Here is a 19,614-nt window from a genome sequence, read left to right as displayed (position 1 = left end):
GAAAAGAACTATTGGACCGATGGGTTATCCACTGAGACGGTAGAAGCATGACGACGACCACGCGCCCAGCACCCACCGACGTGCCCTGCCTCGCGGACGTCCTCGACGCGCGACGGCTTCTGGCCTCCGAGCTCGAACGAACACCCACCCGCACCTGCGCAGCTCTGTCGAGGGCCGCGGGCACCCGTGTCACTCTCAAGCGGGAGGACGTCCTGCCCACCGGTGCGTTCAAGGTCCGCGGCGCGCTCAACCTCCTCCTGCGCACGACGTCGCAGGAGCGCCGGGCCGGCGTCGTCGCCTACTCCACCGGCAACCACGCCCAGGCTCTCGCCCACGCCGCCCAGGTCACGGGGACGCCGTGCACCATCGTCATGCCGGAGAACCACAACCCGGGCAAGGCGCAGAGCGTCCGTGACCTCGGCGCGACCCTCGAGCTGCACGGAGCCACGTTCGACGAGGCCGCGGTACGAGCACGCGAGATCGCCGATACCACCGGCGCGCGACTCGTCAGTGCTGCCGAACCGTGCCTCGTCGCCGGGGTCGGCACCGCCTACCTCGAGCTCGTCGAGCAGGAGCCGGACCTCGACGTCATCGTCGTCCCCGTCGGCGGTGGCAGCGGTGCAGCCGCCGCCTGTCTCGTCGCGGCGGCGGTCTCACCTCACATCGAGGTGATCGCCGTCCAGTCCGCCGCCTCGCCCGCTGCCCACGACTCCTGGCACGGCGGCGCCTGCGTCAAGCGCGCGAACACCTCCAGGGCCGAAGGGCTCGCCACCGGCCGTGGCTTCGAGTTCACCCAGTCGATCCTCCGCGACCACCTCACCGACTTCGTCACGGTCACCGACCAGCAGATCGCCCACGCGCAGACGGTTCTTCTCGCAGACGCCCACGTCCTTGCCGAAGGTGCGGGGGCCGCGGCACTCGCGGCGGTGCTCGCCGACCCCGGGCGCTTCGCCGGACGGCACGTCGGGGTGCCCGTCACCGGTGGGAACGCCGCCGGTGCGGAGCTGCGCCGGCTTCTGCCGGGGCTCCAGGACTAGCCCGCGCGCCGTGCGTGCCCGACTGCGCGCCCGGGCATAGCCTCGGTGCATGGCCCGCTACTTCGACGTACACCCCCACGACCCGCAGCCTCGGGCGATCGCGCAGGTCGTGGCGATGCTCCGGGACGACGCGCTCGTCGCCTACCCCACGGACTCGTGCTACGCGCTGGGCACCCGCATGGGCAACACCCACGGCACCGACCGGATCCGTGCCGTCCGCGACCTTGACGCCAAGCACCACTTCACCCTGATGTGCGCAGACTTCTCGCAGATGGGTCAGCTCGTCCGGATCGACAACCATGCCTTCCGTGCGATCAAGGCGTCCACCCCGGGTCCCTACACGTTCATCCTCCCCGCGACGGCCGAGGTGCCGCGCCGGCTCGCCCACCCGAAGAAGAAGACCGTCGGCATCCGGATCCCGGAGAACCGCGTCGTCCAGGCGATCCTTCGTGAGCTCGGCGAGCCGTTGCTCTCGTCGACCCTGCTCCTTCCGGACCGCGAGGAGCCGCTGACCGACGGCTGGGAGATCAAGGAGACGCTGGACCATCTCGTCGACGCCGTCGTGGACGCGGGGGAGTGCGGCACCGAGCCCACGACCGTGGTCGACTGGTCCGAGCGGGAGCCCGTCGTGGTGCGGGAGGGGGCAGGGCCGGTGGAGCGCTTCCTCTGAGCGCGGGCGGCGCGACCGCGGGTCACCCGGTGTGACCGACACGGTGCGGACCGGGCGTGCCCGGTGTCGGCGACCCGCATAGCCTGAGCGCATGAGCCGCGACGGACTGGACCACGCCCGCACCAAGATGTCCGACGCCGGGGTGCACCCCACGGCGATCGACGTCTTCAGCCGCTTCTACGACCTGCTCGAGGCCGGTCAGACGGGGACGATCCCCGAGAGCACGGTGAGTCCGCTCACCGACGTGCCGAGGCACGCGGACCTCGACGTCGACCCGGAGGTCGCTCGCGACGCGTTGGCCTCGACCGCGATCATCAAGCTGAACGGCGGGCTGGGCACGTCGATGGGGATGGACCGGGCCAAGTCGTTGCTCACGGTCCGCGAAGATGGTCCGGACGGTCGGTCCCTCAGCTTCCTCGACGTGATCGTCGGTCAGGTCCGTGCGGCCCGTCGGGCGACGGGTGCGCCGCTGCCGCTCGTGGTGATGAACTCGTTCTCGACCCAGGACGACACCCTCGAGGCGCTCGGGCGGTTCCCCGACCTGCGGGTGGACGGGCTCCCTCTCGACTTCCTCCAGAACCGTGAGCCGAAGCTCACCGCGGACGGTCTCGAGCCGGTCGAGTGGCCCTCGAGCCCTGCGCTGGAGTGGTGCCCGCCCGGCCACGGCGACCTCTACACGGCCATGTACGCCTCGGGCGTCCTACGTGCTCTCCTCGACGCGGGGTACCGGTACGCGAGCGTGTCGAACTCGGACAACCTCGGCGCCGCCCCGGACGCGACGATGGCCGGCTGGTTCGCGTCCTCGGGAGCGCCGTTCGCCGCCGAGGTCGCGCGGCGGACCCCTGCGGACCGCAAGGGTGGCCACCTCGTCGTCCGGACGGACGACGGGCGTCTCGTCCTGCGCGAGTCCGCGCAGACGCCGTCCGAGGACGCTGACGCCGCCGGAGACATCGAGAAGCACCGGTACTTCAACACGAACAACCTGTGGCTCGACCTCGAGGCGCTCTCGACGGAGCTCGACCGGACCGGGGGTGTGCTCGAGCTCCCGCTGATCCGCAACGACAAGACGGTCGACCCGAGCGACCCGTCGTCCACCAAGGTCGTGCAGATCGAGTCGGCGATGGGAGCCGCCGTCGAGGTGTTCGACGGCGCCGTGGCGATCGAGATCGACCGCTCGCGGTTCCTCCCGGTCAAGACCACGAGCGACCTGCTCCTGCTCCGGTCCGACGTGTACGCGCTCGACGAGGACTACCGGCTCGTCGCACAGGTCGACGCGCCGTTGATCACGCTCTCGTCGGCGTACAAGCTCGTGCACGACTTCGACGCGCGATTCCCGAACGGCGCACCGTCGTTGCGCGAGGCCCGGGCGCTGACGGTGGACGGGGACTGGTTGTTCGGCGCCGATGTCCGCGTCCGGGGCGAGGCGGTTCTCAGTGCTGAAGGGGGCGTCGTCCCTGATCGCTCCGAGGTCGGGCCCGACGGGCTCGCGTCCCGCGACGCCTAGACGCTACGGGACGTCGACGACCCTCCGCTCGCCGCGGGACGCGAGGGTCGCGCCGCCCGTCGCCGCCGCAAGGTCGGCGTCGAGCAGGTCCAGCTCGGCGTCGGCGACGTCGAGCAGGAGCACGGCCTGTTCGGCGTAATACGGTGTCCCCATGACTGCACCGTGCTCCGCGGCCCACGTGTGCAGCAACGCGACGAGCCGACCCGCCTCCGCGTGCGGGACGGCGACGCTGACACGCGTCATGTATCGACGCTCCACCCGGTGCGCGGAGGCGACCGCCAGCGCCGCCGCTCCGGAATAGGCGCGGATCAGGCCCCCTGCTCCGAGAAGCGTCCCGCCGAAGTACCGGGTCACGACCACGACGACGTCCGTCAGGTGCTGCTTGCGCAGGACGTCCAGCAGGGGAGCGCCCGCGGTGCCGGCTGGCTCGCCGTCGTCGGAGGAGCGCTGAACGTCCCCCGAGGGGCCGACGACGAGCGCCGTGCAGTGGTGACGCGCATCCCAGAACGACCTGCGTCGGTCGGCGATCACGGACGTCGCCTCGTCGACCGACGTCACGGGGGAGAGGTGGGCGAGGAAGCGCGACCGCTTCACCTCGGTCTCGGTCGAGACGGGAGCGGCGACGGTGGCAAGAAGGGTCGCGTTCGGCGGGGTCGGCATCGTCACGAGCCTACGGCTTCTCTCGCCATGAGAAAAATAGTGTGCCAAGCGGTACTATCGAACCATGTCACCAAACCCGAAAAACTCACCAAACAGCATGGAGGAGGGGAGGTACCCCCGACCCACCGTCTCGACGGACGAGGCCGAGACTGTCTGGCGCGATCTCGCGTCGGCCGCGATGGACCCCGGGGTGAAACCGGAGATCGTCAGGCTCGCCGTCATCGTCGCCCTGACCCGTGCGACGGGTGCCCGCTACTCGGACCTGCTGCGATGTGGTGTCGACTCGTTCGACCTGGGAGAGGAGGGCGCGCGTGCGACCGCGGGGACGGTCGAGGTCTTCCACGGCAAGCACCGCACACGAGTCGTCCATCCGCTGGACGCGAGCGAGGTGATCCTCCTGCGGCGCTGGTTCGACGTCCGTGCAGAGCTTTGCGCAGAGCTCGAGGGCTCGGCACCGCGGGCACTGCTGCTGACGGTGCACCACACGCACGACAACGGGACGACGGTGGTCAGCGGTCTGCCGATCACCAAGCAGGGTCTGGTGCTCTCGTGGCGTCGGCACGTCCATCGCACCAATGCCCGTTGGGCGGGCCGGCGCCCTCCGCTGCCGACGCGGTTCGAGCAGGTCCGGCGTGCGTGGACCGAGTCGGCCGAGCGCAGGTTGCACACCACGGACACGGACGACGACGGCCCCGGCAGGTCGCCGGGGCCGTCGTCTCAGGAGCGTTGAGCGTGCGCGGTGTCAGGCGGTACCGCGGGCGTCCTTCTCGGCGAGCTTCGCCGACTCCGACTCGCCGTCGGCGTCGGTCGTGCTCAACGATCCGCCGGCGCTCTCGAGGTGGGCGCGGACGAACCAGTGGAAGAGCTCCAGCTCCTGGAGGTGCCCGATCAGGATGTCGTTCGTGACGTCGTCGAGATCCTCCGTCGCGGTCGCTGCTGCGCGGTGGTCGGAGATGACGCCCTGGTAGACGGTGTCGAGCGCGCCCAGGTGCGCGATCGTCGACGCCCGCCCGAGGGAGTAGTCGTCCCACGTGCGGTTCGCCACGATCGCCCCGGGCGTGCCCTGAGGTGCCACACCCAGCGTCGCGATGCGCTCGGCGATCGTGTCGACCATCTCGCGCACGGCGTCGACCTGGGGGTCGATCATCTCGTGCACGGCGATGAAGTGCGGGCCCACGACGTTCCAGTGGATGTGCTTGAGCGTGAGCTGGAGGTCGTTGAGCGCGTCGAGTCGCTGCTGGAGAATCTCCGCGACCTTGGCGCCGGTCTCGACGGTGAGCGACGGGACCGTGTACTTGGGCAGGCGTGCTGCCGACATGGATGCCTCCTTCGTCTTGGCGAGGAGCCGCTATGGCTCCTTCACCACCATGTTGGCCGATCCGGTCTGTGCTCGCAGCCCGGCGTCTGCTCTACCGCCACCATCGCGCCGGCGCGGCCAGCAGCACCGTGGCGAGAAGGAGGACAGCCCCGAGCGGAACGGCGATCTGGGCCGCGAGCGCCGTCGTGGCCCATGCGGCGAGGGTGCCGATGGTGAGTGTGGTGGCGAGGATGGTCGCGGCGGGTCGGATCTCGGTACGCAGGGCGCGGGTCTCGACGCGGGTCGTGGTGGTCGTGTGGCGGGCCCACCAGGTGGCACGAACGGTGAGGTGGCCGAGGGGTGCGAGGGCGAGTGCGTAGGGGGTGAATCCGTCGTCGCCGAGCAGGGGGAGTGCGACGAGCGCGAGGGTGATCCAGGGCAGGGGGAGGCTGGGCCGCCACAGAAGTGCTGCGACGGCGACGGTGGCGGAGACGAGTGCGGTGGGCAGGTGTGTGGGTGCGAGTCCGACGAGGAGGGTGGCGGCGGTGAGCAGGGCTGCGCCGATTCGGAGGGTGCGGCCGCCGAGCGTGGGTGCGGTGGTGATCTGCGGTGTGTTCTCGGTGGTCGTCATCGCGTTCTCCGGCGGCCGGCGGCCTGGAGCTGGGCAGTCGCGGGTGGCGGTGCGTCGTCGCGGTCGGGGGCCCAGGCGGTCACGGTGATGTCGTGCCGGGCGAGCGTGCGCAACCGGTTGGCGCGTTCGAGGCGGATGATGCGCCAGGCGGTGGCCACGTGCGGGGGGAGGTGGTCGGTGCTGAGTCTCGGGAGGGTGTCGACGGCGACGACCTGGTGGCCGGCGGCACGCCACGTGAGGGCGTGGGTGAGGGCTGTGTCGTCCATGAAGGTGGAGAAGAGGTAGACGTAGGCCCCGGTGGGCAGGTGCGGGGCTCGTCGTCGAGGTTCGGCCTCGCCGTGGGCGGTGGTGTGTGCGAGGGCGTGCAGGATCCGGCGTCGGTGGCGGCGTCCGCTGCCGGGTGGGACGGGGCGTCGGTAGCGGCTGAGCTCTTCGAGGCCGACGCGGTCCCCCCGGTCGAGCGCATGGGCGGCCACGGAGGCTGCGGCGTCGCGCGCGTGGTCAAGGGAGCCTTGTTCTCTCCGGGTGGGAGTCGGCATGCCCGAGTCGGCGGGGTCGGGGCTGAGGTCGTCGCGGGAGTCGACGAGGAGCAGGACGGTGGCCTCGGCGGTGGCGAGGGTCCGGCGCACGTAGAGGGTCTGCAGCGTGGGACTTCGTCTGGCGGTGGCGCGCCAGTCGATCCGGCGCAGGCGGTCCCCGGGGGTGAAGGGTGCGATGTCGCGCAGCTCGGTGCCGTCACCGCCGCGTCGTGCGGTGTGCGGTCCGACGAGGCCGCGCAGCGCGTGCGGGACGGGGATGCCACGCAGTGCGGTGGGTGCGGGCAGGACGAGGCTGGGTTCGCCGGTGGCGGTGCGCGGGTCGTCGGTGCGTCCACCGAGCGGTCCGAGCGCGAGGGTGGTGGCACGGTAGGGCGGGTGCGGTCCCGTCCTGCTCGTGGGGGCGGTCAGGGTCAGGCGGCGCTCGTGGGGGACGTGCACGACGGCCTCGAGCGTGCCGTGGTGGGGTACGGCGACGCGGGCGACGACGACGTCGCTGCCCGGGGGTGTCGTCAGCTCGAGGACGGCCGAGACCCGACCGGGCGCGGCCGGTGCCTTGGTGAGGCGCACGGTACCGGGGGTTCGTGGCGTGGATCCGAGGCCCCACAGCCCGGCGAGGAGGACGGGAAGGCCCAGGAGCGCGACGTCGGCAGCACCCCGCAGCAGACCGAGGCCCATCAGCACCACACCCGCGCTGACGGACAGGACCGTGTAGCGCGTGGCTGACCAGACGCCGGGCTCGGTCATCGGCTCGGGACGGCGGCAGGTCCGGGAACCGTGGCGAGCACGGAGGCGACGACCGTGGCCGGGTCGGTGTCGGCGGCCCACGCTGCGGGCGTGAGGGTCAGCCGGTGCGCGAGCACCGGGACCGCGATCTTCTTCACGTCGTCCGGGAGCACGTGGTCACGCCCCGCGAGGACGGCGACGGCGCGGGCGAGCAGGACGAGGTTCTGCGACCCGCGGGGCGAGGCGCCGACCTCGACGGCGTGGTGGCTGCGCGTCGCCGCGGCCAGGTCGACGCAGTACCGCACGACGTCGGGGTCGACCGAGACGCCCTCGACACCACGCTGCATCTCTCGGACCGTCCCGGCGTCGGTCACCTGCTCCACACGCGTCGCCTCCGTGCGCCGGACGAGTCGACGGTGCACGATCTCCGCCTCGTCCTGCCTGTCGGGATACCCGACGGCCAGACGGACCATGAACCTGTCGAGCTGCGCCTCCGGCAGCGGATAGGTGCCCTCGTGCTCCACCGGGTTCGCCGTCGCGACGACGTGGAACGGCGTGGGCAGGGCGAACGTCCTCCCCTCGGCCGAGACCTGACCCTCCGCCATCGCCTCGAGCAGGGCCGACTGCGTCTTGGGTGCCGTGCGGTTGATCTCGTCCGCGAGGAAGAGCCCGGTGAACACAGGCCCCGGCCGGAACACGAACTCGGCCGTCGCCGGGTCCAGCACGTACGAGCCCGTGATGTCCGCGGGCAGCAGGTCAGGGGTGCACTGCATGCGCGCGAAGTCCAGGCCGAGCGCCTGCGCGATGCTGCGCGCCGCGACGGTCTTGCCGAGCCCGGGGACGTCCTCGAACAGCACGTGCCCACCCGCGAGGATCGACGCGAGCGCGATCTCGAGCGCGTCGAGGCTGCCCACCACGACGGTCCGCACCGCCCTCATCACGTCCTGGCCGAGCGCCGCGATCTCCTCGACGCCCAGGGGCGGCTGGTCCGTCGTTCGTGCAGTCCGCGGGTGCTCCGAGGTCATCGTGTGGGCCTTTCGGTCGTCGGGGTGTCGGCCGGTGCCACCGTCGGCACCGGTCCCAGCGTGTCCAGAACATCCAGCCACCGCCGCAGCTCGGCCGCCGTGACGGGCGCGGTCGAAGAGCCCGCGAGCGCCTTCTCGTTGGCCGGGGCGGTATTGCCGAGGAGTGCGGCGCGGGCGGGGCGGTCGGCGGGTGAGGTGGGGTCGATGCCGTGGTGGATCAGCGTGGCGCGGGTGAGGTCGAGGGTGCGGGCGACGGCTCGTTCGCCGACGGTTCGGTCGGTGCGGAGGGTCTCGCGGCCGAGCAGGTCCAGGTCGGGCCGTGCTCCTCCGGGCCGCGGGCTGGTCGGGTCGGTGGGGGTGGCCCGGGTTCCGTGGGGTGCGATGCGGGCGACGGCGACGACGGTCAGCACGAGTGCGGCGGTGGTGATGGCGTCGGCGAGGTCGCCGAACGCCCAGGCGGCGAGTCCGAGCGCGGTGGCGACGACGAGGGGTGCTGTGACGCCGCGCCGGTCGTGGGCGGCGGTCATGGCCTTCCGGGTTCCGTGTCGAGTCCTGCGGGGTCGGTGAGGGTCTCGGTGAGGCGGTCGAGGCTCCGGTGTGCCGCCCGGAGGTCGTCCGGGGACAGGTGGTGGTGGGCGAACCGTGCACGGTGGTACAGGGCGAGCAGCTCGCGGGCGGCGTCCGGGTCTGCCCCGGTGCGGGTGAGGACCGTGAGGACGTACTCGCCGGGGGTGTGGGTCGGGTCGCGTTCGAGGCCGAGGTCGGCGGTGGCGGCCTCGAGCGAGACCCAGGCCGCGACGACGGCGTCCGACGGGTCGCGGGTCCGGTCGTCGAGCGCGGCGTGGGCGTCACCGACGGCGTGCCGGACGGAGTCGGTGACGCTGCTCGCGTCCACGGTGCCTCCGGTGGAGGGCATGCCGGACGTCGACGTGGGCGTGCGGCGTCGCCGGCTGTCGACGACGTCGCGGAGCCATCGGAGCACGTCGCGACCGAAGAGCGCGACGAGCGCCCCGACGAGTGCGAGCACCGGGAGCAGTGCCGTCCACCGGGGCAGGTCGCCGAGGTTCCACGCGGTGCTCTCGCCGCGTGCCGGGGGTTTGTACTCGAGGATCGTGGGGTCGAGGGCGACCGGGTCGACCGGATCCTGGTCGCCGATGGTCACGTCCACCACCCAAGGCGTCGCGGTCGCCGCGACGAGCACGACCAGGCAGGCGACCACCGCGGCGGCAACGATCCGGACGCGGTGCCCCCCGCGGTGTGCCTCGCTCACCGTCGGCAGGCTACCTGCTCGGCATGGACCCCGGCGGCCGCGGCCGCGACGAACGACGCCGGGTCCTCGTGCAGGCCGCGGCCCATCGTGGACAGCCGCACGGGACAGTCCGCGAGCGCCTCGAGCAGGGCGGGCTCCACGGGCACGTCCACGAGCCGGTGTCGCCCGTGCGGGGCCGCGAGCGCCCGGGCCTGGTCGCGGACGCGGGCGTCGAGGTCGGCGTCCCACGCACCGGCGGGGGTCTGGGGCGTGCGCGCGGGGACGGGGACGTCGGCGGGGCTGGTGGCAACGCGCCCGTACGTCGTCAACGAGTGGTGGGAGATCCCACGGTGGCGGTCCCGGGCGTCGGCGCCGGAGACCCGCAGGGAGGCCACGGGGTGTCCGCCGAGGACGCCGGCGGCGTTGAGGGCCTCGCCGGCCTGGACGCCGGAGAACCCCCAGCGGGTCCCGGTGCCGAGGTTGCCGGGGCCCTGGGCGAGGACGACGAGGTCGGCGTGCTCGACCAGGTGTGCGGTCAGCAGGCCGGTGTGGACGGTGACGGCCTCGTGGTCGCCGCCGTAGGCCTGTCCGACCGTGATGCAGGAGGTGAGCCAGTCGGCGTCGCGCAGGGCCGAGACGGTGCGGGAGAACGCGACGGGCAGCGCACCGCCGTCGGGCATGACATAGACCACGCGGGGTGCAGGTCGGCCCGCGAGCGCCGCACCGTGCCGCGCCCCGGCGACGACGGCGGGCACGGCCGAGTGCAGGTCGGCGACGACCACGGGCAGCGCGGCGAGGTCGTCGGCGTCGGCCAGGAGGGCGTGGTGGTCCGACTCCTGCTCGTCGGCCCCGAGCACGAGGGTCTGCAGCGGGGTGTAGCGCGCCTTGACGAGGTGACCGGGTCCGGGGGCGGGATCGGGCGGCAGGGCGTCGGGGGAGGCGACGACGAGCGCGTAGCCTCCCGTGCCGAGCCCGCGGGCCAGCGCGGAGACGTTGAGCGTCACCCGGTCGCCGACCGCGGGGGTGCCGACGACGTCGGTGTACGCCAGCGCGCGGACGTGGTCGGGGAGTGCGGGGTCGTGCGCGGCGTCGTGGAGGTCGACGCGCAGCTCCTGCGCCCCCGTCCAGGACTTTCCGTGCGACACGACCGTGCCGGAACGCCAGGTGATCACGCGCACGAGCGTACCGCCCGCTAGCGTGGGGGAAGTGACCCGCACCCCACCGGCCGAACGGCTGCTCAATCTCGTCATCGCCCTGGTCAACACGTCCACCGCGATGTCGAAGCAGCAGATCCGCACGTCGGTCGCCGGGTACGACCAGGCACCGACCGTCGAGGCGTTCGAACGGATGTTCGAGCGGGACAAGGACACGTTGCGCGACCTGGGAGTGCCGATCGTGACCGTCGACCCCGGTGGGCATGCCGACGAGATCGGCTATCGCGTCGACCAGGACGCCTACGCGCTCGGGGCGCTCGACCTCACCCCCGCCGAGCTGGGCGTTCTGTCGCTCGCGGCGCAGCTGTGGCAGGACCGCTCGATCGCGACCGACACGTCGCGGGCGCTGACCAAGATCCGCGCCGCGGACGTCGCGGAGGCCGCGACAGACATCGTCGCCGGTCTCGCCCCGCGCGTCAGTGCCGCCGGCGGGGCTCTGGGCCCGCTGCTCGACGCGATCGGCACCGCCACGCCCGTGCGCTTCGGCTACCACGCCGCGAACACCGGCGAGACGGCGCAGCGGCACGTCGAACCCTGGCGGGTCGCCGCCCGCGGGGGCGGGTGGTACCTGATCGGCCACGACCGCGAGCGCCGGGCGCCACGTTCCTACCGTCTGTCCCGCATGGTCGGGTCCGTGCGGCTCGCCGGGGCGGCGGGGGAGTACACGGTGCCGGCCGACGTCGACGTCGACGCGTTCTTGTCGACGGCGGGCGGCCCCGAGCAGGTCGCGCGCCTCGCCGTCCTGCCCGAGCGGGCCGGGGCGGTGCGGGCACGCGGCACCGTCGGCGCGACGGTGCGGGGCCACGCGCCGGGGTCGACGACGCCGATGGAGGCGGAGGCGGAGGCGGAGGTGCGGGACGTCGTCGAGGTGCCGTACGGCCAGCTCTCCGCGATGGCGGACGAGATCGCCGGGTACGGGGCCGCCGTGGTGGTGCTCGGACCCACCGAGCTGCGAGAAGCCGTGCTCGAACGACTGCGGGCGGCGGCACGACTGGGGGCGGACCGTGGCTGAGCGCGCCGACGAACGGCTCGTCCGACTCCTGGGCCTGGTCACGTACCTGCAGAGCGCCGGGCCCGCGCGGGTCGAGGATCTCGCACGGCGCTTCGACGTCACCGGGGCCCAGATCCTCAAGGACGTGGACCAGCTCTGGGTCGCGGGCACCCCCGGGTACTGGCCGCAGGACCTGATCGACTTCGACGCGGCGTCCATGGAACGTGGTGTGGTCCGCCTGATCGACGGCCGCGGCATCACCCGCCCGTTGCGTCTGGGCACCCGGGAGGCCGTCGCCCTCGTGGCCGCCCTGCGCGCGCTGCGCGAGACCGTCGCCGACGAGGACGGCCGCGAGGCCGTCCTCGACTCGGTGCTCGCCAAGCTGTCCACGGCCACCGGGGAGGCCGCCGCCGCCCTGGACGTGCGCCTGTCACCGCCCGGGCGCCCCGACGTCGTCCACGCCATCCGCACCGCGCTGTCGAGCGGCCGCCGCCTGCACCTGACGTACGCGGACGCGGCCGACAACCTCAGCGAGCGGGACGTCGACCCGATCGAGCTGCACACCCGCGACGCCTCGACCTACCTGCTGGCCTGGTGCTACCGGGCCCAGGCACGCCGGACCTTCCGCACCGACCGCATCGTCTCGGCCCACGTGACCGACACGCCGACCGTCGAGCACGACGTCCCCCGAGACGTGACGTTCCGCCCCGACGACGACGCGCCCGTCGTGACCGTGCGCCTCGCCTCGTCCGCGCGGTGGATCGCGGAACAGGTGCCCGTCGACGCGGTCCGTGACCTGCCCGACGCGACGTTCGAGGTCGACCTGCGCGTCGCCAACCGCGTCTGGCTCCTGCACCTGCTGACCGAGCAGGCCCGCTACGTGATCGACGCGCGCCCGCCCGACCTGCTCACCGACGTCGCCCGCGACGCCCAGGCCGCCCTGGACGCCTACGCCGCGTTCGATCCCGCACCCCCGACGCTAGGCTGAGCGGCATGTGGTGGATCGTGTGGGTCGTGCTGGTCGTCGGTGCCGTCGTCGCGCTCGGCCTGATCCTGCGCGACGTGTGGTCCCGGGCCAAGGAGTTCGGCCGAGAGCTCGAACGCGCGCAGTCCGTGTCCGCCGAGCTGAGCCTGCGGGCGGACGAGCTCGAACGCGTCGCCGCCGAGAACCCCACGGTCGCCCGCGCGCGGCTCGACGACGACCCTGACACGCTGCGGGCCGAGTACCGGGCCGTCCGGGCGTCGCACGCACCGCAGCGCGCCGCACGGGCCGCCCGCCACCGCCGGACCTGGGGCCGATGGGTGCGGGACGAGTGGCCAGGGTCGTACGATGGCCAGGTCCGCACCCCCGCACGTACCGAGACCGAGGACCCGACGTGAACATCCTGCGCCACCCGGCGACGATCCTGATCCTGATCCTGCTGATCGTCCTGCTCTTCGGGTCCCGCCGGCTGCCCGACCTGGCGCGCTCCGTCGGCGAGTCGCTGAAGATCTTCAAGAAGGAGGTCAAGGACCTCCGCGACGACGAACCCGCCGCACCCGCCGCCGGCGACGGCACGACGCCCGCGACCCCGGGCACGCAGACGACCCACACGCCCGAGACGCCTCAGGCGCCGAACGCCCCGGCGTCGAGCACCCCGGGCACCGAGCCCGGCACCCCGGCGAGCACCACCAGCAGCGACGACGGTGGCACCACGCCGCCCGGCACCACGCCGAAGGCGTAGCCGTGCCCGGCGCCCGACGCGCCAACCCCGAACGGCGCATGGCACTGCGCGAGCACCTGCGCGAGGCCCGGCGCCGGCTCGTCCTCGCCTGCCTCGGCATCCTCGTCGGGGCCGTGGTCGGTTGGATCGTCTACGACACCGTCTTCGCGCTCCTGCAGCGCCCGATGGAGGAGGTCGCCGCCGAACGCGACGGGCTCGCCGCCCTGAACTTCGCCGGCGTCGCCACCGCGATCGACATGAAGGTCAAGATCTCGTTCTTCCTCGGGATCCTGATCGCCAGCCCCTGGTGGCTGTACCAGTTCTGGGCGTTCATCACCCCGGGGCTCACGCGCGTCGAGAAGCGCTACGCGTTCGCGTTCCTCGGTTCCGCCGTCCCGCTCTTCCTCGGCGGGGCCGCCGTCGCCTGGTTCATGCTCCCGCGCGCGGTCTCCATCCTGTTCGAGTTCGTCCCCGACGGCTCTGCCTCCCTCATCGACGCCCAGACGTACCTGAGCTTCGTCATGCGGTTCCTCCTCGCCTTCGGGTTCGCGTTCCTCGTCCCCGTGGTCATGGTCGCCCTGACGTTCCTCGGGATCGTCCAGGCACGCACCTGGCTCAACGGGTGGCGGTGGGCCATCCTGCTGTCGTTCACGTTCGCCGCCGTCATGACACCCACGCCCGACGTCATCACGATGATCTGGGTCGCCCTGCCCGTGTGCGCGCTGTACTTCGTGGCCGTCGGAATCTGCGCCCTGCGCGGACGACAGGTCGCCCGCCGCGCGAGCACCGACCCCGCCCCTGCGAGTCCGTGAGACCCCAGCGCGTCGGCGTGGTCGTCAACCCCACCGCCGGGGCCGGCCGCGGCGCCCCCGCCGGACCCCGCGTCCTGGGGACGCTGCGTGCCGCGGGCCACGACGTCCTCGACCTGTCCGCACCGACCCTCGAGAAAGCGGCCGCGAGCGCCCGGGCGGCCGTGGCCGGCGACCACGTCGACGTCCTGGTCGTGGTCGGGGGAGACGGCATGGTGCACCTGGGGGTCAACGCGTGCGCGGCCACGTCCGTGCCACTCGGTGTGGTGGCGGTCGGGTCGGGCAACGACACGGCCACGACGCTCGGCCTTCCCGTGCACGACGTCGACGCCGCCCTGGCCGTGATCGCACGCTCCGGTGAGCGACCGCGCCGGATCGACGCCGCCTACGCGACCCCGGTGGGGCGCTGGTACGTCGGGGTGCTGTCCGCGGGTCTGGACGCCGCCGTCAGCGCCCGTGCGAGCGCCGACACCCGCTCGAAGGGCTCGATGCGGTACGTCCGTGCGGTGGTTGGCGAGCTGCGCCGATTCCGCCCCTACGGGTACCGCGTCGTGGCGGGGGACCGGGTCTGGGAGCAGCCGGGCACCCTGGTCGCGGTCGCGAACGGCCCGGTGGTCGGCGGCGGGGTCCGGATCGCCCCGGACGCGGTCCTCGACGACGGGCAGCTCGACGTCGTCGTCGCGCGTGCCTTCTCCCGGGTGCGGGCGGCGACCATCTTTCCCGGGATGTACCGCGGGGCGCACCTGCGCACGCAGGGGATCGAGACCTTCCGCAGCACCGCCGTCGTGCTGGAGGCCACGGCCGCCGGTGCGGCGCCACCGGTCGCCTGCGCGGACGGCGAGGTCCTCGGTCCGCTGCCCCTGCGGGTGGAGGTCCGCCCCGGCGCGCTGCTGGTCCTCGCCGGACCGTAGGGTGGCCACATGGCCAAGCGCAGCAGCACCAGCGGCACGACCAGCCCCGAGGAGACCGGCACGTCGCCGGCCGAACGGTATGCGGCCGCCCAGGAGCGGGCCGCCGCCGAACGCGGCGAGCTCGGCCGGTTCCGGGCCCCCCTCGACTTCGACCTCGACCCGTTCCAGGTCCAGGCCTGCCAGGCCCTGGAGGCCGGTTCCGGGGTCCTCGTGGCCGCACCCACGGGCGCGGGCAAGACCGTGGTGGGGGAGTTCGCCGTGCACCTGGCCCTCGCGGCCGGACGCAAGGCTTTTTACACCACCCCCATCAAGGCGCTGTCGAACCAGAAGTACGCCGACCTGGTGCGCCGGTACGGCCCCGACGACGTCGGGCTGCTGACCGGCGACACCTCCGTCAACGCCGACGCGCCCGTGGTCGTGATGACCACAGAGGTGCTGCGCAACATGCTCTACGCCGGGTCGGGTGCGCTCGACGGGCTGGCGTACGTCGTCATGGACGAGGTCCACTACCTCGCCGACCGGTTCCGCGGGCCCGTGTGGGAAGAGGTGATCATCCACCTGCCCGACGACGTCCAGCTCGTCTCGCTGTCGGCGACGGTCTCGAACGCGGAGGAGTTCGGCGACTGGCTCGCCATGGTCCGCGGCGACACGGCCGTGATCGTCAGCGAGCGCCGTCCCGTGCCGCTGTGGCAGCACGTCGTGGTCTCCTCACGCAGCCAGCACCACGGCCCGCCCGAGCTGCTGGACCTGTACGCCCACGACGTCGATCCCACCGACCCGGGCACCAACCCGCCCATCAGCCCCGAGCTCGTCACCGCGATGCGCGCCGGCCGCGACGACGGCGGACCTCGCGGGGGCGACCGCGGGTATCGCGGACGTGGGGGACGGCGGAACGCCGGACGACGCGGACCCGCGGGCGGGGGACGCCCTGTCGGGCGTCGCGGACCGGCCCGGTTCGCCGTCGTCGACACCCTGGCCGAGGCGAACCTGCTGCCCGCGATCTACTTCATCTTCTCCCGAGCCGGGTGCGAGGGCGCCGTCGCACAGTGCCTCGGCGCCGGCCTGCGGCTGACGACCCCCGCCGAGGAGTCCCAGATCCGCGAGATCGTCGAGACGCGCGCGGCCACCCTGCCTCCCGAGGACCTCGACGTCCTGGGCTACCGCACGTGGTCCGAGTCCCTGGCACGCGGGGTCGCGGCCCACCACGCCGGGATGCTCCCGATCTTCAAGGAGACCGTCGAGGAGCTGTTCGCCGCCGGGCTGGTCAAGGTCGTCTTCGCCACCGAGACCCTCGCCCTGGGCATCAACATGCCCGCGCGCTCCGTCGTGCTCGAGAAGCTCGTCAAGTTCGACGGGACCGGGCACGTCGACCTGACACCCGGGGCCTACACCCAGCTGACCGGACGTGCCGGCCGCCGGGGGATCGACGTCGAGGGGCACGCGATCGTCGTCGAGCACCAGGGCCTGGACCCCGTGGCGCTCGCGGGACTCGCCTCCCGGCGCCTGTACCCGCTCACGTCGTCCTTCCGGCCCACGTACAACATGGCCGTCAACCTCGTCGAACAGGTCGGTCGCGCCCGCGCCCGCGACGTCCTCGAGACGTCCTTCGCCCAGTTCCAGGCCGACCGGGGCGTGGTCGGGCTCGCCAAGCAGGCCCAGGCCCACGCCGAGGCCCTCGACGGGTACGCCCAGGCCATGCGCTGCGACCGCGGGGACTTCCGCGAGTACCAGAGCCTGCGCCGGCGCATCGGTGACCGGGAGAAGGAGCTCTCCCGCCGCGACCGCACCGCCGCACGGGCACAGACCGCCGACGCGCTCGACGCCCTGCGCCCCGGGGACGTCGTCCAGATCCTCGGAGGACGACGCGCCGGCTACGTCACCGTCGTCGCGACCGGCGAACGCAACTTCGACGGCCCCCGCCCCCTCGTCCTGGACGCCGACCGCCGCACCACCCACCTGACCGCCGACGACGCCCCCGGCGGCGTGCGCGTCGTCACCCGGGTCCGGGTGCCGCGCGGCTTCAACGCCCGCGTCAGCGCCCACCGCCGCGACCTCGCCCAGACGGTCCGCCACGCCCTGACCCAGCACGACGGCCCCCGCACAGCCCACCGTACCAAGGCGCCGGCAAGCGCTCCGGAGGACACCGAGCTCGCCCGCCTGCGCCGCCAGCTGCGCAGCCACCCCTGCCACGACTGCCCCGAGCGCGAGGACCACGCCCGCTGGGGAGAGAGGTGGGCACGGCTTCGCACCGAGCACGCGGCCCTCGTGCGCCGTGTCGAAGGGCGCACCGGGACCATCGCCCGCACCTTCGACCACATCTGCGACGTCCTGACCGAGCTCGACTACCTCGACGTCACCGACGGGAACGTCACCGTCACCGACGCCGGACGCTGGCTGCGCCGCCTGTACGCCGAGAACGACCTCGTCCTCGCCGAGTGCCTGCGCCGCGGCACCTGGGACGACCTCGACGCCCCGGCGCTCGCCGCCGCCGTCTCGACGCTCGTCTACCAGGCGCGTCGCGACGACGCGTCCGACCCGCCGGTCCCCGGCGGGCCCGACGGTCGCCTGGCCCACGCCCTGCACGAGACCGTGCGCGTCTGGTCGTCCGTCGACGACCTCGAGGCAGCGCACAAGGTCGCCACGACCAACCAGCCGGACTTCGGGATCGTGCGCCCCGTCCACCGGTGGGCCACCGGCCGATCGCTCGAGTTCGTCCTGCGCGACACCGACCTGACCGCCGGAGACTTCGTCCGCCAGTGCAAGCAGGTCATCGACGTCCTCGACCAGCTCGCCCAGGCCGCGCCCACCACCGGCACCCGGTCCACGGCCCGCACCGCCCTGAAGTCGCTGCACCGCGGCGTCGTGGCCTACTCCAGCCTCTAGGACAACGGGCACACCGGCCCAAACATCACAACTCCGTCACACCCGGTCCCGCAAACCTCCCCACGTGCCCTAGGGTGCGAGACGTGGCTACGACTCTCTACCGCGGCGGCATCATCCACTCCTCGGCCGACCCGTTCGCCGAGGCCCTCCTCGTCGCCGACGGCGTCATCACCTGGATCGGTGCCAACGACACCGCCGACGGCCTCGCGCACCGAGCCGACCGCGTCATCGAGCTCGACGGCGCGCTCGTCGCCCCCGCCTTCGTCGACGCCCACGTCCACACCCTGGAGACCGGACTCGCCCTGACCGGCGTCGACCTCTCGCCCCGCGGGGGAGTGCACAGCCTCGACGACGCACTGCGCGTCCTGGCCACCGCCGCCCGCGAGCGCCCGGCCACCGACGCCGACGAGGTGCTGCGCGCCTTCGGGTGGGACGAGACCGAATGGCCCGAGCACCGGGCACCGACCGCCGCCGAGATCGACCACGCCACCGCCGGAGCACGCGTCTATGCCGCCCGGGTCGACGTGCACTCCGCCGTCGTGTCGACCGCGCTCGCCACCAGCGCCGGACTCGCCCGGTACACCGGATGGTCGGAGGACGGATGGGTCACGGCCGACGCCAACGACGCCGCACGCGACGCCGCACGCGAGCTCTCGCCCGCCCAGCGCACCAACCTCTACCGCACCGTCCTCGACCACGCCGCCTCCCACGGCATCGCCTCCATCCACGAGAACTCCGCCCCCCACATCGACACCCGGGCCGGACTGCGCGAACTGCTGTCCACCACCGCCGACCCCGCCAGCGGGCACCCCCTCGTCATCGGCTACCGCGGAGAGCTCTGCGAGACCGCCGACGACGCCCGCGCCCTCCTCGCCGACATCCCCGGCCTCACCGGCATCGGCGGAGACCTCGACGTCGACGGCTCCCTCGGCTCGCGCACCGCAGCCCTGCGCAGCCGATACTCCGACCTCACCCACGACGCCCACGCCCAGGCCGGCGGCCCCGACGGACGCGGACTGCTCTACCTGACCGCCGAACAGGTCGCCAACCACCTGTCCGCCGTCACCCGCGCCAAGACCCAGGGCGGATTCCACGTCATCGGCGACCGCGCCATGGACGAGTTCCTCATCGGCCTCAAGACAGCCTCCGACATCGAGGGCAACAGCGCCCTGCGCGCCCGCGGACACCGGATCGAGCACGCACCCATGGTCGACGCGCAGGCGCTCGCCGCCCTGCTGCTGCTCGGCGTGAGCCTGAGCATCCAACCAGGGTTCGACGCCGCCTGGGGCGGAGCCGACGGCATGTACGCCGCACGCCTCGGCGGCACCCGGATCGACGGCATCAACGCGTTCTCCGACCTCGCGTCCGCAGGGATCCCGATCGCCTTCGGCTCCGACGCACCCGTCACCCCCGTCGACCCCTGGGGAGCCGTCCGCGCCTGCCTCGAACACGTCGACCCCGACCAGCGCATCTCCGCCCGCGCCGCCTTCCGCGCCCACACCCGCGGAGGATGGCGGCTCGCCGGACTCGAACACACCGGGGCAGGGGAGATCCGCGTCGGAGCACCCGCACACCTCGCCGTCTGGCGCGCCGACCACTACGCCGTCCAGGGCGGCAAGCAACGCGCCTCCAGCTGGTCCACCGACGTCCGCTCCGGCACACCCCTGCTGCCCGCCGTCGGACCCGACGAACCAGACCCCACCTGCCTGCACACCATGCGCGACGGCGTCGTGCTCTACGACACCTACTGACCCGCACCACCCACCCG

At 73.1% G+C, this 19,614-nt stretch carries 20 protein-coding genes; 12 read left to right on the top strand and 8 right to left on the bottom strand.

All coding sequences use genetic code 11. From position 1 onward, the window contains the following. Nucleotides 1-47: 47 nt before the first annotated feature. The 3 genes from BLU20_RS08625 (at nt 48) to BLU20_RS08615 (ending at nt 3,211) form a co-directional block, all read left to right on the top strand. Nucleotides 48-1,037, top strand: coding sequence for a threonine ammonia-lyase (locus tag BLU20_RS08625; protein WP_083372265.1), 990 nt, complete (start codon nt 48-50; stop codon nt 1,035-1,037). 49 nt (nt 1,038-1,086) lie between these two features. After that, nucleotides 1,087-1,707, top strand: a complete 621-nt coding sequence (locus BLU20_RS08620) for an L-threonylcarbamoyladenylate synthase (RefSeq protein WP_029253389.1) — start codon at nt 1,087-1,089, stop codon at nt 1,705-1,707. A 91-nt stretch (nt 1,708-1,798) separates the two neighbouring features. After that, nucleotides 1,799-3,211, top strand: a complete 1,413-nt coding sequence (locus BLU20_RS08615; protein WP_083372264.1) for a UTP--glucose-1-phosphate uridylyltransferase — start codon at nt 1,799-1,801, stop codon at nt 3,209-3,211. Between the two features lie 3 nt (nt 3,212-3,214). On the opposite strand, the gene BLU20_RS08610 is transcribed toward BLU20_RS08615, so the two are convergent. Continuing rightward, nucleotides 3,215-3,871 (bottom strand): IMPACT family protein, encoded by a 657-nt coding sequence (locus BLU20_RS08610; protein WP_083372994.1) that lies wholly within the window; start codon nt 3,869-3,871, stop codon nt 3,215-3,217. Between the two features lie 190 nt (nt 3,872-4,061). Between BLU20_RS08610 and BLU20_RS08605 the strand changes: the two genes are divergently transcribed. After that, complete coding sequence (locus BLU20_RS08605; RefSeq protein WP_231959165.1) at nt 4,062-4,601, top strand: site-specific integrase; 540 nt, start codon at nt 4,062-4,064, stop codon at nt 4,599-4,601. Nucleotides 4,602-4,613: 12 nt separating this feature from the next. Here BLU20_RS08605 and BLU20_RS08600 read toward each other — a convergent pair whose 3' ends face one another. The 7 genes from BLU20_RS08600 to BLU20_RS08575 form a co-directional block, all read right to left on the bottom strand. Further along, a complete protein-coding gene (locus BLU20_RS08600) occupies nt 4,614-5,189 on the bottom strand; it encodes a Dps family protein (protein ID WP_083372263.1) in 576 nt (191 codons plus the stop codon). A 91-nt stretch (nt 5,190-5,280) separates the two neighbouring features. Next, nucleotides 5,281-5,799 carry a hypothetical protein gene (locus BLU20_RS13770; RefSeq protein WP_157270408.1) on the bottom strand — a complete coding sequence of 173 codons (519 nt, stop codon included), beginning with the start codon at nt 5,797-5,799 and terminating at the stop codon, nt 5,281-5,283. Further along, nucleotides 5,796-7,082 carry a DUF58 domain-containing protein gene (locus BLU20_RS08595; RefSeq protein WP_083372262.1) on the bottom strand — a complete coding sequence of 429 codons (1,287 nt, stop codon included), beginning with the start codon at nt 7,080-7,082 and terminating at the stop codon, nt 5,796-5,798. Before BLU20_RS08595 ends, BLU20_RS13770 begins: the two co-directional genes overlap by 4 nt. Next, a complete protein-coding gene (locus BLU20_RS08590) occupies nt 7,079-8,086 on the bottom strand; it encodes an AAA family ATPase (protein ID WP_083372261.1) in 1,008 nt (335 codons plus the stop codon). The genes BLU20_RS08595 and BLU20_RS08590 overlap by 4 nt, the downstream gene beginning before the upstream one ends. Then, complete coding sequence (locus BLU20_RS08585; RefSeq protein ID WP_083372260.1) at nt 8,083-8,613, bottom strand: hypothetical protein; 531 nt, start codon at nt 8,611-8,613, stop codon at nt 8,083-8,085. Before BLU20_RS08585 ends, BLU20_RS08590 begins: the two co-directional genes overlap by 4 nt. Further along, nucleotides 8,610-9,356 carry a DUF4129 domain-containing protein gene (locus BLU20_RS08580; protein ID WP_083372259.1) on the bottom strand — a complete coding sequence of 249 codons (747 nt, stop codon included), beginning with the start codon at nt 9,354-9,356 and terminating at the stop codon, nt 8,610-8,612. The genes BLU20_RS08585 and BLU20_RS08580 overlap by 4 nt, the downstream gene beginning before the upstream one ends. Beyond that, nucleotides 9,353-10,507, bottom strand: a complete 1,155-nt coding sequence (locus BLU20_RS08575; RefSeq protein WP_172829054.1) for a DUF3866 family protein — start codon at nt 10,505-10,507, stop codon at nt 9,353-9,355. The genes BLU20_RS08580 and BLU20_RS08575 overlap by 4 nt, the downstream gene beginning before the upstream one ends. Before the next feature lie 34 nt (nt 10,508-10,541). Here BLU20_RS08575 and BLU20_RS08570 point away from each other — a divergent pair, with 34 nt between their 5' ends. From BLU20_RS08570 to BLU20_RS08535, 8 genes are all read left to right on the top strand, one after another. Beyond that, nucleotides 10,542-11,561 carry a helix-turn-helix transcriptional regulator gene (locus tag BLU20_RS08570; RefSeq protein WP_231959164.1) on the top strand — a complete coding sequence of 340 codons (1,020 nt, stop codon included), beginning with the start codon at nt 10,542-10,544 and terminating at the stop codon, nt 11,559-11,561. Then, on the top strand, nt 11,554-12,528 hold the full coding sequence (locus BLU20_RS08565; protein ID WP_083372257.1) for a helix-turn-helix transcriptional regulator: 975 nt from the start codon (nt 11,554-11,556) through the stop codon (nt 12,526-12,528). The genes BLU20_RS08570 and BLU20_RS08565 overlap by 8 nt, the downstream gene beginning before the upstream one ends. A gap of 5 nt (nt 12,529-12,533) precedes the next feature. Further along, nucleotides 12,534-12,920 (top strand): hypothetical protein, encoded by a 387-nt coding sequence (locus BLU20_RS08560; protein WP_083372256.1) that lies wholly within the window; start codon nt 12,534-12,536, stop codon nt 12,918-12,920. After that, nucleotides 12,917-13,264, top strand: coding sequence for a twin-arginine translocase TatA/TatE family subunit (locus BLU20_RS08555; protein ID WP_052367088.1), 348 nt, complete (start codon nt 12,917-12,919; stop codon nt 13,262-13,264). Before BLU20_RS08560 ends, BLU20_RS08555 begins: the two co-directional genes overlap by 4 nt. A gap of 2 nt (nt 13,265-13,266) precedes the next feature. Continuing rightward, complete coding sequence (gene tatC / locus BLU20_RS08550) at nt 13,267-14,055, top strand: twin-arginine translocase subunit TatC (RefSeq protein WP_331713050.1); 789 nt, start codon at nt 13,267-13,269, stop codon at nt 14,053-14,055. Then, complete coding sequence (locus BLU20_RS08545; RefSeq protein ID WP_083372254.1) at nt 14,052-14,963, top strand: diacylglycerol/lipid kinase family protein; 912 nt, start codon at nt 14,052-14,054, stop codon at nt 14,961-14,963. The genes tatC and BLU20_RS08545 overlap by 4 nt, the downstream gene beginning before the upstream one ends. Nucleotides 14,964-14,972: 9 nt before the next feature. Then, nucleotides 14,973-17,846, top strand: coding sequence for a DEAD/DEAH box helicase (locus BLU20_RS08540; RefSeq protein WP_083372253.1), 2,874 nt, complete (start codon nt 14,973-14,975; stop codon nt 17,844-17,846). Between the two features lie 83 nt (nt 17,847-17,929). Further along, the gene (locus tag BLU20_RS08535; protein ID WP_083372992.1) at nt 17,930-19,597 is read left to right on the top strand and encodes an amidohydrolase; all 1,668 of its coding nucleotides are present in this window, start codon (nt 17,930-17,932) and stop codon (nt 19,595-19,597) included. The last annotated feature ends 17 nt before the right edge of the window (nt 19,598-19,614 follow it).

Source organism: Paraoerskovia marina (genome assembly GCF_900105445.1).
GTDB classification, from domain to species: Bacteria; Actinomycetota; Actinomycetes; order Actinomycetales; family Cellulomonadaceae; genus Paraoerskovia; species Paraoerskovia marina.
This window is presented reverse-complemented; position numbering and strand designations above follow the sequence as displayed.

Coding starts and splice junctions, on each gene's coding strand:
- BLU20_RS08625 (WP_083372265.1), top strand. CDS start 48: ATGACGACGACCACGCGCCCAGCACCCACCGACGTGCCCTGCCTCGCG.
- BLU20_RS08620 (WP_029253389.1), top strand. CDS start 1,087: ATGGCCCGCTACTTCGACGTACACCCCCACGACCCGCAGCCTCGGGCG.
- BLU20_RS08615 (WP_083372264.1), top strand. CDS start 1,799: ATGAGCCGCGACGGACTGGACCACGCCCGCACCAAGATGTCCGACGCC.
- BLU20_RS08610 (WP_083372994.1), bottom strand. CDS start 3,871: ATGCCGACCCCGCCGAACGCGACCCTTCTTGCCACCGTCGCCGCTCCC.
- BLU20_RS08600 (WP_083372263.1), bottom strand. CDS start 5,189: ATGTCGGCAGCACGCCTGCCCAAGTACACGGTCCCGTCGCTCACCGTC.
- BLU20_RS13770 (WP_157270408.1), bottom strand. CDS start 5,799: ATGACGACCACCGAGAACACACCGCAGATCACCACCGCACCCACGCTC.
- BLU20_RS08595 (WP_083372262.1), bottom strand. CDS start 7,082: ATGACCGAGCCCGGCGTCTGGTCAGCCACGCGCTACACGGTCCTGTCC.
- BLU20_RS08590 (WP_083372261.1), bottom strand. CDS start 8,086: ATGACCTCGGAGCACCCGCGGACTGCACGAACGACGGACCAGCCGCCC.
- BLU20_RS08585 (WP_083372260.1), bottom strand. CDS start 8,613: ATGACCGCCGCCCACGACCGGCGCGGCGTCACAGCACCCCTCGTCGTC.
- BLU20_RS08560 (WP_083372256.1), top strand. CDS start 12,534: ATGTGGTGGATCGTGTGGGTCGTGCTGGTCGTCGGTGCCGTCGTCGCG.
- BLU20_RS08540 (WP_083372253.1), top strand. CDS start 14,973: ATGGCCAAGCGCAGCAGCACCAGCGGCACGACCAGCCCCGAGGAGACC.